20 protein-coding genes are annotated in these 13,702 nt (G+C 45.9%); 8 read left to right on the top strand and 12 right to left on the bottom strand.

Annotated features, from left to right (window positions below; genetic code table 11):
* Nucleotides 1-18: 18 nt before the first annotated feature.
* From gor to ACZ5NL_RS07845, 3 genes are all read right to left on the bottom strand, one after another.
* Nucleotides 19-1,983, bottom strand: coding sequence for a glyceraldehyde-3-phosphate:ferredoxin oxidoreductase (gene gor / locus ACZ5NL_RS07855; RefSeq protein WP_464841742.1), 1,965 nt, complete (start codon nucleotides 1,981-1,983; stop codon nucleotides 19-21).
* 122 nt (nucleotides 1,984-2,105) lie between these two features.
* Entirely contained in the window at nucleotides 2,106-3,230 is a 1,125-nt protein-coding gene (fbp, locus tag ACZ5NL_RS07850; protein ID WP_004068030.1) for a fructose-1,6-bisphosphate aldolase/phosphatase, read from the bottom strand.
* A gap of 100 nt (nucleotides 3,231-3,330) precedes the next feature.
* Nucleotides 3,331-3,570, bottom strand: coding sequence for a hypothetical protein (locus ACZ5NL_RS07845; protein WP_004068029.1), 240 nt, complete (start codon nucleotides 3,568-3,570; stop codon nucleotides 3,331-3,333).
* A 114-nt stretch (nucleotides 3,571-3,684) separates the two neighbouring features.
* Between ACZ5NL_RS07845 and ACZ5NL_RS07840 the strand changes: the two genes are divergently transcribed.
* On the top strand, nucleotides 3,685-4,086 hold the full coding sequence (locus ACZ5NL_RS07840; RefSeq protein ID WP_464843404.1) for a NifB/NifX family molybdenum-iron cluster-binding protein: 402 nt from the start codon (nucleotides 3,685-3,687) through the stop codon (nucleotides 4,084-4,086).
* Nucleotides 4,087-4,127: 41 nt separating this feature from the next.
* On the opposite strand, the gene ACZ5NL_RS07835 is transcribed toward ACZ5NL_RS07840, so the two are convergent.
* Both ACZ5NL_RS07835 and ACZ5NL_RS07830 read right to left on the bottom strand, forming a co-directional pair.
* A complete protein-coding gene (locus ACZ5NL_RS07835) occupies nucleotides 4,128-5,078 on the bottom strand; it encodes a SufB/SufD family protein (protein WP_087037083.1) in 951 nt (316 codons plus the stop codon).
* Nucleotides 5,068-5,787: an ATP-binding cassette domain-containing protein gene (locus tag ACZ5NL_RS07830; protein ID WP_087037082.1), complete on the bottom strand. Its 720-nt coding sequence runs from the start codon at nucleotides 5,785-5,787 to the stop codon at nucleotides 5,068-5,070. Before ACZ5NL_RS07830 ends, ACZ5NL_RS07835 begins: the two co-directional genes overlap by 11 nt.
* 120 nt (nucleotides 5,788-5,907) lie before the next feature.
* Here ACZ5NL_RS07830 and ACZ5NL_RS07825 point away from each other — a divergent pair, with 120 nt between their 5' ends.
* From ACZ5NL_RS07825 to ACZ5NL_RS07815, 3 genes are read left to right on the top strand one after another with little or no spacing between them, the layout of a single operon-like run.
* The gene (locus ACZ5NL_RS07825) at nucleotides 5,908-6,354 is read left to right on the top strand and encodes a putative zinc-binding protein (protein WP_256957806.1); all 447 of its coding nucleotides are present in this window, start codon (nucleotides 5,908-5,910) and stop codon (nucleotides 6,352-6,354) included.
* A 60-nt stretch (nucleotides 6,355-6,414) separates the two neighbouring features.
* Nucleotides 6,415-6,786, top strand: coding sequence for a heterodisulfide reductase subunit A-like protein (locus tag ACZ5NL_RS07820; protein WP_464843402.1), 372 nt, complete (start codon nucleotides 6,415-6,417; stop codon nucleotides 6,784-6,786).
* A 2-nt stretch (nucleotides 6,787-6,788) separates the two neighbouring features.
* Nucleotides 6,789-6,989 (top strand): ATP-binding protein, encoded by a 201-nt coding sequence (locus ACZ5NL_RS07815; RefSeq protein WP_464841741.1) that lies wholly within the window; start codon nucleotides 6,789-6,791, stop codon nucleotides 6,987-6,989.
* Here the strand turns inward: ACZ5NL_RS07815 and ACZ5NL_RS07810 are convergent.
* Together ACZ5NL_RS07810 and ACZ5NL_RS07805 are read right to left on the bottom strand one after the other, a co-directional pair.
* Nucleotides 6,964-7,296 carry a NifB/NifX family molybdenum-iron cluster-binding protein gene (locus ACZ5NL_RS07810; RefSeq protein WP_464841740.1) on the bottom strand — a complete coding sequence of 111 codons (333 nt, stop codon included), beginning with the start codon at nucleotides 7,294-7,296 and terminating at the stop codon, nucleotides 6,964-6,966. The two genes, ACZ5NL_RS07815 and ACZ5NL_RS07810, sit on opposite strands and share 26 nt — an antisense overlap.
* On the bottom strand, nucleotides 7,289-8,179 hold the full coding sequence (locus ACZ5NL_RS07805; RefSeq protein ID WP_464843400.1) for a cation diffusion facilitator family transporter: 891 nt from the start codon (nucleotides 8,177-8,179) through the stop codon (nucleotides 7,289-7,291). Before ACZ5NL_RS07805 ends, ACZ5NL_RS07810 begins: the two co-directional genes overlap by 8 nt.
* Nucleotides 8,180-8,293: 114 nt before the next feature.
* Between ACZ5NL_RS07805 and ACZ5NL_RS07800 the strand changes: the two genes are divergently transcribed.
* Entirely contained in the window at nucleotides 8,294-8,710 is a 417-nt protein-coding gene (locus ACZ5NL_RS07800) for an OsmC family protein (RefSeq protein WP_464841738.1), read from the top strand.
* Here the strand turns inward: ACZ5NL_RS07800 and ACZ5NL_RS07795 are convergent.
* Complete coding sequence (locus tag ACZ5NL_RS07795) at nucleotides 8,707-9,735, bottom strand: arsenic resistance protein (RefSeq protein ID WP_464841737.1); 1,029 nt, start codon at nucleotides 9,733-9,735, stop codon at nucleotides 8,707-8,709. The genes ACZ5NL_RS07800 and ACZ5NL_RS07795 overlap by 4 nt on opposite strands.
* A 90-nt stretch (nucleotides 9,736-9,825) precedes the next feature.
* Entirely contained in the window at nucleotides 9,826-10,140 is a 315-nt protein-coding gene (locus ACZ5NL_RS07790) for a hypothetical protein (protein WP_464841735.1), read from the bottom strand.
* Between the two features lie 136 nt (nucleotides 10,141-10,276).
* Here ACZ5NL_RS07790 and ACZ5NL_RS07785 point away from each other — a divergent pair, with 136 nt between their 5' ends.
* A complete protein-coding gene (locus ACZ5NL_RS07785) occupies nucleotides 10,277-10,606 on the top strand; it encodes a helix-turn-helix domain-containing protein (RefSeq protein WP_464841733.1) in 330 nt (109 codons plus the stop codon).
* On the opposite strand, the gene ACZ5NL_RS07780 is transcribed toward ACZ5NL_RS07785, so the two are convergent.
* Entirely contained in the window at nucleotides 10,596-11,045 is a 450-nt protein-coding gene (locus tag ACZ5NL_RS07780; RefSeq protein WP_464843399.1) for an arsenate reductase ArsC, read from the bottom strand. The genes ACZ5NL_RS07785 and ACZ5NL_RS07780 overlap by 11 nt on opposite strands.
* A gap of 158 nt (nucleotides 11,046-11,203) precedes the next feature.
* Here ACZ5NL_RS07780 and arsB point away from each other — a divergent pair, with 158 nt between their 5' ends.
* Both arsB and ACZ5NL_RS07770 read left to right on the top strand, forming a co-directional pair.
* Complete coding sequence (arsB, locus tag ACZ5NL_RS07775) at nucleotides 11,204-12,301, top strand: ACR3 family arsenite efflux transporter (RefSeq protein WP_464841732.1); 1,098 nt, start codon at nucleotides 11,204-11,206, stop codon at nucleotides 12,299-12,301.
* 80 nt (nucleotides 12,302-12,381) lie between these two features.
* Nucleotides 12,382-12,972, top strand: coding sequence for a SagB/ThcOx family dehydrogenase (locus tag ACZ5NL_RS07770; RefSeq protein WP_464841731.1), 591 nt, complete (start codon nucleotides 12,382-12,384; stop codon nucleotides 12,970-12,972).
* Here ACZ5NL_RS07770 and ACZ5NL_RS07765 read toward each other — a convergent pair.
* Both ACZ5NL_RS07765 and ACZ5NL_RS07760 read right to left on the bottom strand, forming a co-directional pair.
* The gene (locus tag ACZ5NL_RS07765) at nucleotides 12,969-13,325 is read right to left on the bottom strand and encodes a hypothetical protein (RefSeq protein ID WP_464841730.1); all 357 of its coding nucleotides are present in this window, start codon (nucleotides 13,323-13,325) and stop codon (nucleotides 12,969-12,971) included. The genes ACZ5NL_RS07770 and ACZ5NL_RS07765 overlap by 4 nt on opposite strands.
* Nucleotides 13,326-13,395: 70 nt before the next feature.
* Nucleotides 13,396-13,701, bottom strand: a complete 306-nt coding sequence (locus tag ACZ5NL_RS07760; protein ID WP_464841729.1) for a thioredoxin family protein — start codon at nucleotides 13,699-13,701, stop codon at nucleotides 13,396-13,398.
* Nucleotide 13,702 lies beyond the last annotated feature (1 nt).

Raw genomic sequence — 13,702 nt, 5'->3', positions numbered from 1 at the left:
ACAAAATAAAGGAAAAAATTAAAGCGTCCAATCAACCCCCAAAATTCTGCTGTATTCTGCCAAAACTCTTCTAAGGTATTCCTTAGCTGTCACAACTTTGTCTTTCTTAAACTGATCTGCCCACCTCTCGTTGCCAAACTCTTCTGCACCTTTTGCAACCAAGTCTATAACCCTCATTGAATCCCAGAATACCGGCTCATAACCTGCCTTTTTGAGGAAGTTGACAAGTTTCCTTATTGTTTTCTTGGCCTGTTCTTCCATATCCACATTTTCCCCATAAGCTTCCATAAAGAGTGCCTTCAACACGGGCTTTGCCCATCCACGGTGAAAGCGACACCAACCAACGTTATCATACCAGTATTCATAAAGGGCACTGGCGACTATCTTATTTGCAAGCTCTTCAGGCTCTAAGAATACCCCAAACTGATAGAAAGTCCAGTAGCGACCTTGGATTGGTAAAGGAATGTAGTTCCCAATAGCCCAGTACATAGTGGGTACCATCTCTCCGTTTATCCCTATGGGCGTGTAAACGCCATAGTCTTTGAAGCTTTCCCCGTAGCTCAATCTATCCTTGAATTTCTCATCAAGTATCTCACTAGCCCTCCTTATGCCTTCACCAATTATCCTGGCAATTTCCGTTTCAGCAAAAGCAACTCTGTGGGCTAATTCAGCAACAAGCTTGGCATTCTTTTCACTAGTCTCAACGGGCTTTAAGAGAAGAGAATCCTTATCAAATTCAGGCTTGTCGCTAATTCCAACTTCTTCTGGCTTGAGCAAACCTCTATAAACCAGTTCCAAAACCCACGCAGCGGTACCTCCAAAGCTGATCGCATCAAACCCCATGGCATCAACAGCGTGAACGCTTATATCGCTTGCCCTAAGGGTTATCACACCGCTTAAAGGCCCATTAGCTTCTCTCGGCTCGTACTCTATGTGGTGACCGTTGGCGTATTTCTTACACACTACTGGACAGGGTTCCCCACAGTTAGTCCAGTTTTTGGGCTCTATTGCCTCTTTGTTAAAGGGCTCCCAGTAGTATTTCATTATGTTTTCATGGATTTTAATACGCTCTTCTTTTGGGATATATGGCATCTGCCAGTTTAGTATGGGCACGAAATCTCCTTCGGCTGGATAGTTCCCTCCAAAGGTTCCTCCCGTCTTGAGCTTGGGGTTGTACTTGTATTTCACAGTTTTTTCCGATATGACTTCATTCATAGGTTTCTTATGAATACCCTCCACTATCGGCCTTGCCACCTTTATACTGCCTATATCTTCCTTTGGAAACTTCTTTCTTGCTTTTCCCCCAAATATTATGGCAACAACATTGTGAGCCCTCAACAAAACGCTTCCAGTTCCTCCCCTAGCAGCCCAGTCCTCACTTCCGACGACTCTTTTGCCGTTTCTCAAAGTTTGAGAGAACACTGCTCCCATATGCGTATTTAGAGAAGCAGGCCCAACACAAGCTATTCTATACTCCATTCCATCAAACTTGTCATGGAAGTTATCTATGAGGTATTGAGTGAGAGCATAAACCCCCTCTTCCCCTTTGTAGTCCTTCCATATTTCGATTACCTTTTCAAGCTCTATCTCGTGGAGCTCAACATTCAGGTTTTCTCCGTCATTGGAAAGCACTATTACTGTGGGCTTTTCCCTTTTGCCCTCAAGAACCACAAAGTCTACTCCAACCCTTTGAAACTGATAAGCCGCACCGCCCATAGTTGATGGGAAAACCCCTCCGTACTGGGGCGATCTGTAAACAAAAGTCATTCTATGAGAACCAGGGAGAACAGAACCAGCAAAAGGTCCTTTTCCAAAAACCATAACGTTCCTCGGGTCATAGGGATTCTTGAGCTCGTAGGTCTTATAAACTTCATCGTGCAAGTACAAGGCATAATCAATTATGCCGTAAATTCCCTCTCGCTCAAATTCTTCACTTTCAACTTTCTTTTCATCGAGGTTTATCTTAAGCACTGAAAACCTCATATCCCTCCCTCCCATATCACTCTGGGTGTTATGTAAAAGAGCAAATTATTTAAGATTTTTGGATAATGCAAGTGAATTTCATAGATTCTTTAGAACCAAAAAAGAAAATTAGCAAAGGAAGATCAAACCGGCTCAAATCTGTCCTTAAGCTTCTCTAAAACACCTGGCAAAGTTGTGTATTCCATTTCCTCCAGCGGTAGGCGATGTGGCTCAAAGGGTCCATGTCTCCTTATGTAATCTGCAATCTCCAATGCCTTCTTTCTTGCCTCGTCAAATGCAACATCCTCAAAGAGGTCAACCGGACCTATCAGCTTTCCATCCTTGTTGATCTGCCATCCTAACGCTACAACCCTTGGAGGTCCATCGAATCTTGAGGGAGTTGCATACTTGAGGGGAACGGGCATTATTGGGCCGTTGTGACTTCCTCTCATCCATCCACTTACCAAGTGTGGGAATGCAAATGGCTCCAAGACTTCTCCAAGGGCAGGAAGACCGCTTTGAGCCCTTACTATTGCCACTGGGTCGTCTTTTCCTACGTATTCGCCAGCAATTTCGTAAAGCTTTTCGGTGCTTATAACAGCAACCGGCTCATCTTCAGGGAGCTTGTGCCCTTTCTTTGGATACACGCGCTTTATTACGTATCTTGACTTTGCACCTATCAGTGCCAAAATGTCGTAAAGCTCCTCCGGCGAGTTCATAATAACCCTCTTGTGCTCCTTTATGTCCCATATCTCAAATCTAAAGCCCATGTGCATGTGGGGGTCAATGACCAGTCCAGCAGTGTTGAAGGGATCGGCAAACATCCTAAAGATCGGCAGGTTGAATGCTCCCGGCTCTGTTTTATCCATGTGGAATGTAACGATAGGCTCGCTTTTTCTTAGGGTAATCTCCATCTCGGCCACTCCTGGGCCCATTCCTCTAACGTTCCCACTAAAGGCATCTTTAAGTAGATCCTGACCAGCTCCGTAGAGACCGAGTTCTTTTGCTATCTCAGTCGCTTCTTTAAACACGTTCCAAGCTAGACCGTGTATTTTCTCACTGTCAACACCGTGCTTATGCGTCATAATAAGCTGCAAATCATCACCGCAGTATGTGGCATAGAAATCAATTATTGTCCCTTCCTCTTTTGCCTTACCCAAGAGCTCATTAGCCTTCTCGATAAGGGCTGGATGAACCTTGCAGTGTCCCGGCCATCCGCCAATATCAGCCTTTATCACGCTGATAGTTATCTTTTCTCCAACTGCCATGTGACATCACCAATAATACGTTTACTTTCGATCTTATAAAATTTTACCACCATAAAATATATCACTCTCAATGATACCAAAGAAGAAAAGGGTAAAAGGTTCAGCAGATATCAGTCCAGCCGAATTCCTCTTTTGCGACCTTTATAAGTTCTTTAAGCTCTTCTTTCTTGATGTTAACGCTGCTTACAGCACCCACAAGGGCTATAATGCCATGAACCTCTTCCTGCACCTGAATGACGTCGTCACTTATCTTTGTAACTTTAAGCTCCCTTCTGGCAACTTCCTCCTCCGTAATCCTAAACTTATCCTCCCCAATTTTTACGTGCTTTATCTCGGTCATGGATATCCCTCAAATAATATACGCTCTCAAATCTGATAAGCTTTCCTATTATGATTTCTGTGCATATGCACAAACTTTATATGCATCAAACTTCATCCATTTTTGGTGATGTACATGAGAATTGCAATACCTGCCGAGGATAACAGGGGCTTAGAAAGCAACGTAAGTAGGCACTTTGGAAGGGCTAAGTATTTTGTTTTTGTTGATGTTGAAGAGGGAAAAACAAAGAACGTAGAGGTTGTTGAAGTGCCCTTTGATGAACATAGCCCAGGAGATTTGCCGAACTTTATCAAGGAACACAATGCCGAGGTAGTTCTAGCTTACGGAATGGGGAGGAAAGCAATAGAGTACTTCAACCAGCTTGGCATCGAAGTTGTTACCGGAGCTTATGGAAAGATCAAGGATGCTGTTGAGGCATTTATTCACCAAGTTCTCGAAGTAGACCCTTACTGGAAAGAGAAGATAGAAAGAGAAAAGGAGCATAAAGGGGAGTGTGAAGAAGAAGGGTGCAAATGATCACTTTTTAATACAGTGTTAGAAATAAAAATATCACACGATCATTCCCTCAGAAGCCCCTTGATTATAAGCTCCGCTGCTTCCTCTTCACTCAAACCTTTCGCCATTAGCTGCATGAGCTGAGCCTCGTTTATCCTTCCTATCGAAGCCTCATGAGTGAGTTCAGCTTTGTCATTCTTTACCCTCAGGAGTGGCACTGTCTGTACATCTGCTCCGCCCTTAACTATCTCGTGACACTCTACATGACCTTTTGCATAGTCTCCGAGACCGTAGGCTTCATTTATTACATTTGCCCTCGCGTTGTCAAAAGCTATCACCGTAGTCTTCAGGTTTGCCCGCGAGTGATTCCCACTCAAATACGCAATCTCCTTAACCTCAACAGAATCGTCTTTAATAGCCTTTACCTTGGAAACAAGTTCCGTCACAGCATGATCGTCCAGTTTAACCTCCATTTCAAGCTTAAGCTCTCTGGCACGATGCTTTGTTAAAGAAAACTTCCCACTATATCTCCCTTTTCTCCCAACTTCAACCTCTGTTTTGCTGATCATTCTCACTCCTTCTCCGTGCACGTGTTCGTCTTCATAAACTACCTGCGCCCCTTCCTCAATCTTAATCTTTGCATATGCATCGTGGGTGAAATCTTTAGCATATGGGAATATGCAGTGGGAGAGAAATTTAACCTTTGAAGCTTTTCCCACGGCTATATCAAAAACAACCCTCTGATAACCTTCATTTTTTAGAAATCCTGTGCACAGATGGATTGGGAAGGGGAGTTCAACATTATCTTTGATTTTTATGCTTGCTTTTACCCCGTTTTTTATCTCCTCCCCAACTATTTCAACGCCCTCAACGTTGTTTAATCCGACTATTTTTTCTCCGCTTATTATTATCGCCGCTATCCTATCGCCGAAGAGAGATGTATCGAGGCCTTCTTTTTCATAAACCTCTACCAATGCTTCGTATTCCCTCACTCTGTCCATTTTAATGACCATCACTCATCACTTCCAAAAGCGGGCATTTACCACAGGCTCTTTTGTAGTATTCAACTACCTCATCCGAAAATCCCTTTCTAATGACTTTTCCACCACACACAAAGTAGCTGAACTCTGTCTTCCTTGCAATGTCCTCATGATGGGTGATTAAGATCACAGTTGTGCCAATCCTCCTCAGGTGATCCAAAATATCATCTATTAACTCTCCCGCCGTTATGTCCAGTCCAGAGTCGGGTTCATCAAGGATCGCATATTTTGGCTTTAGGAGAAGGATAGACGCAAGTTCAACTCTCTTTCTTTCTCCTCCGCTGAGGCTTTTATCAACAAACCTGGAATGATAGAGCTCATACGGTAAGCCAACTACCTCAAGAACTTCCCGCACTTCCTCTTTATCCACACTCAATTTTCCTCCCAGTGTGAGATACTCCTCAACCGTAATTCCATCGTAGCGTGCCGGCTCCTGCCAGAGCAGGGTAATACCGAGCTTGGCCCTTTCCGTTATGCTAAGGGGAGTTATATCTCTCTCATCCAGCAGAACTTTACCTCCAGTTGGCTTTATAACCCCCATTAGAATATAGGCTATAGTTGATTTCCCGGCCCCATTAGGGCCTAGGATAGAATAGCTCATGCCTTCCTTAAACCTCATGTTGATCTCTTCCAGTATTTTCCTGCCGTTTATTGAGTAGGTCACGTTTCTCAAGAGCAGCATGTGTATCAAAGAAGTTTCATGTGAATGGAATTTAAAGTTTTCTGGACAGCTTTACCCAAAACTCTTGGTTGAGAACCAAAACATGTGAAAAAGATTTTAAATGAAAAAATTTTAATATAAATGGTGGTTGAAATGAGCGAAGAAGTTAAGATGGAAAAGCTTCCTAAATTTCTGCCCAGCTGCCACAAAGAAGCTGAGAACCTCGATATAATCTTTACATGCTCTGGAGCGGCAAGTGTGGGAAAAATAGGTCATGAGGTTGGGGTTTTGCTAACCAACGCCGGTCAGAACGCGAGGCTCTGCTGTACAACTGCCGTTGCTGCCGGCTCGGAAATGCACCTCGACATAGGAAAGAGGGCAAGGAGGGTAATCGTCATAGACGGCTGTCCGATGAAGTGTGCAACCAAGGTTATAGAGAAAGCTGGGATAAAGATAGACCACAGCTTTACCGTTACGGACTTCGGAATAGCCAAGCAACCAACCCTCGACATAAGCGATGAAGACGTTCTCAAAGTTGCCCTGGCGATAGCTGAGAAGGTTGGAATGAAACTCAACGTTAAACCTTAGGTTGAGAACCTTTACATTTGAAAATCTTTTTAAGTGAAATTTTTCTCATTTATGCTGGTGATGCATATGAAGGGTCTTATACTCTGTGTTTGCCAGGGCACATGCCCATCCTTCCAGAAGATGAACGTGTTTGAGATTTTAAACCACTTCAGAAGGGAGAAGAAAGTTGACTTTGTCGCTCTGCACCCACAGCTCTGCGCTACGGATGGGGATAACTTCTGGAGGGCTTTGCTTAAGAACGGGGAGGACATAGAGAAGCTCTTTGTTGCTGGGTGCGATCCAGTTATGCAGAAGAAGATGTTTGGCTGGACGTTTAAGGAGCTCGGATTTAATGACCACAAGTTCATCGGAATAGAGATCAGAAACATGACCACGGAAGAAGCAATCAAAGCAATTGATGAAGCCATGAGCGTTGATACTCAGGAGGGATAAAGATGGCAAACAACTGGTACCCGATAATTGACTACGACAAGTGCACTGGCTGCTTGACTTGTGCAAACTTCTGCCCGCATGGGGTTTACGATGCCTCCGGGGACAAGCCCAAGGTAGTGAACCCCGATGAGTGCGTGGAGTTCTGCAGGGGCTGCCAGAGGATATGCCCAACAGGAGCTATAAACTACTTCGGAGACTCTTGATCACTTCTTCTACCCGTTTTCCCGATTTTACTTTGATTATTTTAATCCCTCCCTCCTCAAGTATCGTCTTTCCCTTCGGGCAGTCCATAGGTGTCAAGAGGACGTTTAGTCTCTCGCTAACCAAAAACAAGGCAACCTTGGAGCCTGCACCATAAGGCTCATCCTTATAGAGATTTTCCAGAACTTTTACATCTTTGATTTCTCCATCCTCAAGTTCCATCAATGTGAAGGTATCTGCCCTCACAAGGCTTTCGTGGATCTTATCGTCAAGACCGCCTTTTGAAGTTGGGAGGGCAACTTTAACCATTTTCCCCACCGCAGATTGTGTTCTTCTCCTCACACCTTCCTGCTTCGAGCTGAATCGTTACGTGGGTTATTCCAAAGTTTTTGAGTCTCTCCGCAATATCATCTATGAGCTTCTGGGCCTCGCTGAGGGGCATATCATTAACCTCAACGTGGCACTCAAAGTGGATTTCCTTCTCTCCCACCCTCCAAGCGTGGAAGTGGTGTGCATTCTTAACACCGGGGATGCTCTCAATTTCGTGTTTTATCTCCTCAAAATTTAGATTTGGTGAAGCCTCCATGAGTACTTCAACACTCTCCCTGAGAATTTCATAGCCCTCACGGAGGATGTAGAGCGAGATTAGAACTGTGACGAGGGGATCAACCCAGAGGACGTTCCACTTTATGATAGCTATTCCACCAATCACAACGGCGACTGAAGACAGTGTGTCACTCAATAGATGGAGATAAGCGGAGCGGACGTTCATGCTCTCGTGTGCATGCTCGTGGAGGAGGATAACCGATATCAGGTTGGCCAAAAGGCCTATTAAAGCTACTCCAAGCATAAGAGGCCCATTTATGGGTTCGGGGTTTTTAAACCGCTTATAGGCCTCAACAAGGAGGAATAATGCTACACCAACAAGGACGGCAGAATTGACAAAAGCAACTAGGATTTCGGCTCTTTTATACCCAAAGGTATACTTTTCGTTCCTCTCGCGCTCGCCAATCTTTACGGCCAAATAGCTCGCGAGGATGCTCATTGAGTCGCTGAAGTTGTGAAGGGAGTCGCTTAAAAGAGCTAAACTCCCAGAAAGAATACCGCCGATGACTTCAGCTAGTGTTATCGTTATGTTGAGGACGAAAGAAAACAACATTCTGCCCTTGAGTTCTTTGTGGTGATGTTCCATTATCACTCCCACTCTCAACTCTTGAGTGACAGTATAAAAGATTTTCGAACGTTAAGATTTGCATGGAAAAAGGCTTTTATTTGAGATGGCGTTCATTTTTAAAACGGTGGTACTATGGAGCGTCTTGAGTATTCTGCACATTTAAAGTGGGACGGCAACGTCGGGAGCGAGGCAAAGGTGAGGGAGTTCACATTTCATATAGATACAAACACCGATGGTCATAACAAGGGACCAAACCCGACGGAGTACCTCTTAGCGGCGATAGGCGGTTGTATAACCGTCAACTGGGGGAGGCTCATCAAGAAGATGCGCCTCGACGTGAGGGGCTTTGAGGTTGAAGTTAGGGGTTGGCGCGGGCTTGATGAGCCCCAGCTGAAGGAGATAACTTACAAAATCACGGTATTCACGAACGAGGACGAGAAGAAGATCATGCGCGTTAAGGAGCTGGCTGAGAAGTACGGAACGGTTTTCAACACCGTTGGAGCAGAGAAGATAAGGGGGGAGGTGGAGGTAGTAAAGCCAGGGGACTAAAGAGCCTCCGCTTTGCTTTTCTCATTAAGCTCAACACAGGTCTCAAAGAGGCACCTTACCCTCTCCGCAAGCTTTAGATAGAGGATGAGGAAAATTATCTGGAATATTGGAAGTGTAGCCGCTGGAATGGCCACGAGGGGTTGGAAAGCGAGCGTCGCTATCGCTATAGCCGTTCCGTTGTTCTTCCCGACGCTGAGGAAGGCTATCCCCATGTGTTCCTTGTAGCTCAGGCCGAGAACCCTGTCCAGCCACGTTATGACCCCGAGCATGATGAGCATGTAGACCGTGTTCACAATAGCAAGCTCAACGAGGAGGGTCCATTTGCTCAGCAGGAGCTGGGCCTTCATGAAGAATATCAATCCCACAAGGAGGAGCATGGTGCTCATTGTTATCGAACCAAAGAGCGGCTTTAGCTCAAGGAACCTCTCCTTGCCAAGCTTTCTCGTGAGGAGCCTCCTCGTGAGGTCGCCGAGGAACATGGGGAGGATGAGGACTATGAAGACCGTCCTGAGGAGCAGTGAGAGGGGAACAGGGACGTTGTAGGCACTGCCGAGGAGCTTTATCCAGAGCGGGAGCATGATCGGGATGAGGAGGAAGTTAACGCCGAGCGCCACCGTAGCAACTTCAAGGTCTCCTCCGGCTAAACCGGCGTAGCCTATGCTCATGGATGAGCCAGGAACGAGCATGACCAGGAGAAAGCCGAGCGCCAAGTTTGGGTCATGGATGAAGCCCTTTACGAGGAGAAAGGCCACCACTGGGGTGAGGGCAAAGTTGTAGACGAGGCTCAGGAGGACGGGCTTTGGCTCCTTGAGAACTTTGGGTATCCTCTCAAGGTTGAGGTTTATCATCATCGGGTATATCATGAGGAAGACGAGTATTGTAGTGAGGTTGCTCAATCCCTCTTTGTGGGCCTTAGCAAAGCCCGGAAAGGCCAGTCCCAGGGCCCAGCCTACGGCTATTGCTATGAGAGAGTACCACAGCAGGTTTTTCTTAAGGTTGTTTGCGAGCTTGAAGAACATGTGCATCACCTTCATGATATTTTCTTCATTTGAAACTAAACTTATTTGAATTTGATATCATTTAAAAGCATTGCTGGACAGAGCTGGGTAAAAGGCTCAAGCGAGCCAGAGAAAGCCCACCACCCTTCCGTCCTTCACGAGCTGGACCTTGGTGCCCAATCTCCCGAACCAGTAGGCACCGATCTCCACCTCTTTGGGGTCAACATCTTCCCAGAGCTCACCAATTATTTCCTCCTCAATGAGCAAGGGGACGTGGAGGGTTCCGCAACGGCACTTCCATGCAGCACCTTTGCTAACTTTCTCAAGCAGATCTCTTGCTTTTGTCTTGATTTCCTCGTAATTTGACTCTTTTTCCATCACATGTCCAAACCTTCCAACCTTCCACTTCCATCCGGGAACTCCAAACGGCATCTTAACCACCTCCAGTTTTTCTGAACTATAATATCACAATACTATTTATAAAGTTTTCTATAATATTCTAAGCAAAAGTCATCTAGAGCGGTAATTTTATAAGGGTTTAATGGTTAAGCATAATCGGTGAGGAAAGATGCCAAAATGGATGATGGGAGAAATGAGGAACCTGAAAAGTATGATGATGCTCCTCAAGCCTCTTTTGGCTGAACCAAGGAGAAGCATCATCAAAATCCTGAGTGAAGGGGTTAAGGGGACAAACGAAATCTATCAAGCACTTCAAGAGAGGGGATTGAACATGCCCCGCTCAACGCTCTACTACCACCTCTCTGCCCTTGAGGATGCAGGGATAATCGAGATGGCAGGTTATAGGGAAGAGGGTGGAGGAGCCCCTGAGAAGCTCTGGAAGCTGAAGGTTAGAAAAATTGGGATAGACTTGGTTACTGGAGAAGTGTTCAAAGAGTGAAAAGGCTCTTCTTACCTATTATCTCTTCCCTGCTCTTTCCGGCCTTCAAGTCGTCGATTAGCTTTAACACACGGCGCTTTATCTCGTCCCTTACTTCGCGGTACTTCTCTATTGGGTGGCCGTAGGGATCATCTAACCCCCAATCCCAAGTCTTTTCTGGTGGAGCATAAGGGCACTTGTCGAGACAGCCCATTGTGATGACGATGTAAGCTTTATCAGCCATCTCTTCGGTGTAGAGCTTCGGGTACTGGCCTTCGAGAGAAATTCCAATCTCTTCCATGACCTTCTTCGCTAGTGGGTCTATCTCTTCGGCAGGCTCCGTTCCGGCGCTCATGGCCTTGAACCTAGGGTCATCGTTGAAGTGGTTGAAGAAAGCCTCTGCCATCTGGCTTCTTGCGGAGTTCTTCACGCAGACGAAGAGGATGAGCTTTTCTTCCATTTTCTTCACCACGATGGGGTTAGAAACTCATTTTAAATATCTTTCCGCAATAATCTATAGAGATCAACATAAATGAAACAAATATCATTTGAACTTTCACCTTTGGTTTTAAAAAGACTTTTATTTGAAAACTCCTTCAACTCAAATGGGTGCGGGAAATGGGCGAGAAAAAAGGGTTAAGCTTCTTTGAAAAGTACCTCTCACTCTGGGTGGCTTTCTGTATAATGGCGGGCATAGTTCTCGGCAAGGTCGCCCCGGCAGTGCCAAGAGCACTCTCAAAGCTCACGGTAGCGAACGTCAACATGCCCATAGCAGTCCTGATATGGGCGATGATCTACCCCATGATGGTCAAGGTGGACTTCTCCGCAATAAAGAGGGTTCACAGGGGACAGATGCTCAAGGGGCTCACAGTCACGTGGGTGACCAACTGGCTGATAAAGCCTTTCAGCATGTTCCTCATAAGCTCCTTCTTCATAGGGACGCTCTTCTCCATCAAGCTCGGCCTGATCGAGCCCTCACTTGCCAAAGAATACATAGCTGGGGCAATACTCCTCGGTGCTGCTCCCTGCACGGCAATGGTCTTCGTATGGAGCTATCTTGCAGATGGAGATCCGCTCTACACGCTCGTGCAGGTTGCAACAAATGACCTCATAATTCTCCTCGCCTTCGCTCCAATAGTCGGCTTCCTAATGGGCCTCAACGAGGTTCCCGTCCCTTACGACACGCTCCTCCTCTCGGTGGTGCTCTTCGTGGTCATTCCGCTAACGGCAGGCTACGTCTCAAGGAGATACATCCTCACAAGGAAGGGACCGGAGTGGTTTGAAAGGGTGTTCCTGCCGAAGCTGAGCACCGTCTCCATCGTGGGGCTCCTGCTGACGCTGATACTCCTCTTCTCCTTCCAGGGGAGCATAATCCTAGAAAACCCACTTCACATAGCCCTCATAGCAATCCCACTGACGATACAGACGTACTTCATCTTTGCGATAGCCTACGGGTGGGCGTGGCTCTGGAAGCTTCCACACAAGGTTGCAGCTCCAGCATCATTCATAGGAGCAAGCAACTTCTTTGAGCTAGCCGTGGCAGTTGCAATAGCCCTCTTTGGCCTTGAAAGCGGAGCGGCCTTGGCCACGGTTGTTGGCGTTTTGGAGGAAGTGCCAATAATGTTAAGCTTAGTATGGATAGCCAACAAGACGAGAGGCTTGTTCACAGCTAAATTCGAGTCTGGAAGTTCAGCACTGGTACTTGCAGAGGAGTAGCGGTTTTTTTTCTCTGCTTTTAGCTTTTGATACCAAAACCTTAATCAATGAAGATACCTTCATCAATTCTGGGATGCGCCATGAAGGTTGAACTTCCCGTCCCAAGGCTTAAAGGTGAGATGAGCGTTGAGGAAGCGATAAACCTGAGAAAGAGCATAAGAAGATACAAAGATGAGCCATTAACCCTTGAAGAAGTCTCCCAGATACTCTGGGCCGCGTATGGAATAAATGCCTGGGGTAAAAGAACTTCTCCAAGCGCAGGTGCTTGCTATCCATTTGAAGTTTATGTAGTAGTCTCAAATGTCGAAGGGCTTAAACCGGGACTTTACCACTACGATGGCAAAGCCCATACTCTGGAATTGATCCGCGAAGGGGACTTAAGCAAACCCCTCGCTAGAGCATGCCTCAATCAAAGGCACGTAGAAACAGCTCCGATAAACATCATCATAGTGGCGCACTACGAAAGGACGACAAGAAGATACGGGGAGAGAGGGTATAGGTATGTGCACATAGACGCCGGACACATTGGGCAGAATATTTATCTGCAGGTTACCGCTTTGAAGCTGGGGACAGTTGCTGTAGGAGCTTTTATAGATGAAGAAGTTAAAAAAGTGCTTGATGTCCCAGGAGAGCCCCTCTACATATTCCCAGTTGGAGTTCCAGAGGACTAAAGCTCGCTTGCCTCGTAAACAACTGCACCGCCCCTCTCTTCAACCAATCTCGCATCGTACCTTTTTATTTTGCCGTTGGTGTTTATCTCCATGATCACCTTTTCCGGAGAAAGCTTTTTATCTGTTGTGAACTCCTTTGTCTCTATTGCCTGTGTAAAGAAGTCCCCACTCCGATCGAACTTAAAGACGAGTGTATTTCCTTCAAATTCATAGCCTTTGTAAACCGCTCCTCCCATTCTGAAAGTGGCTTCTAGAGTAATGTATTTTTCCTCATTAGCGTTGTTAATCACGTACCCTCCCACAAAAACTATCGCCAAAACCAAAATTCCGAAAAACGCTTTCAGACTTTTCATAGTTTTTCACCTAGAATACGCTCCGTTTAAAAATTTAAAAGAATTTTGACAGCTTCAAATATCTTTGAAGCTAAATTTTGTGAAGCTCTTCAAATTTGAGGAGGAGCTCGTCCTTAGTTCTTATGAGGTTCTGCCTTCCGACTTCCCGTCCGTCCTTGAGGTAAACGAGCGTGGGGACGTTCAGAATGCCGAACTGCTCCACAAGTTCCCCCCATTTTTCTGCATTCACATGGATAATCCGAATGTCATTGAATTCGTCAGCAAGCTCTTCAATGAAGTTCTCAACCAGTCTGCACGGGGGGCAACCTGGAATGGAAAACCAGAGCACAATCTTCCCCCTGCTAAGATCAACCTTTCCATCGTATTCGAGTATCATA

This window comes from Thermococcus aegaeus, assembly GCF_055393685.1.
This window is presented reverse-complemented; position numbering and strand designations above follow the sequence as displayed.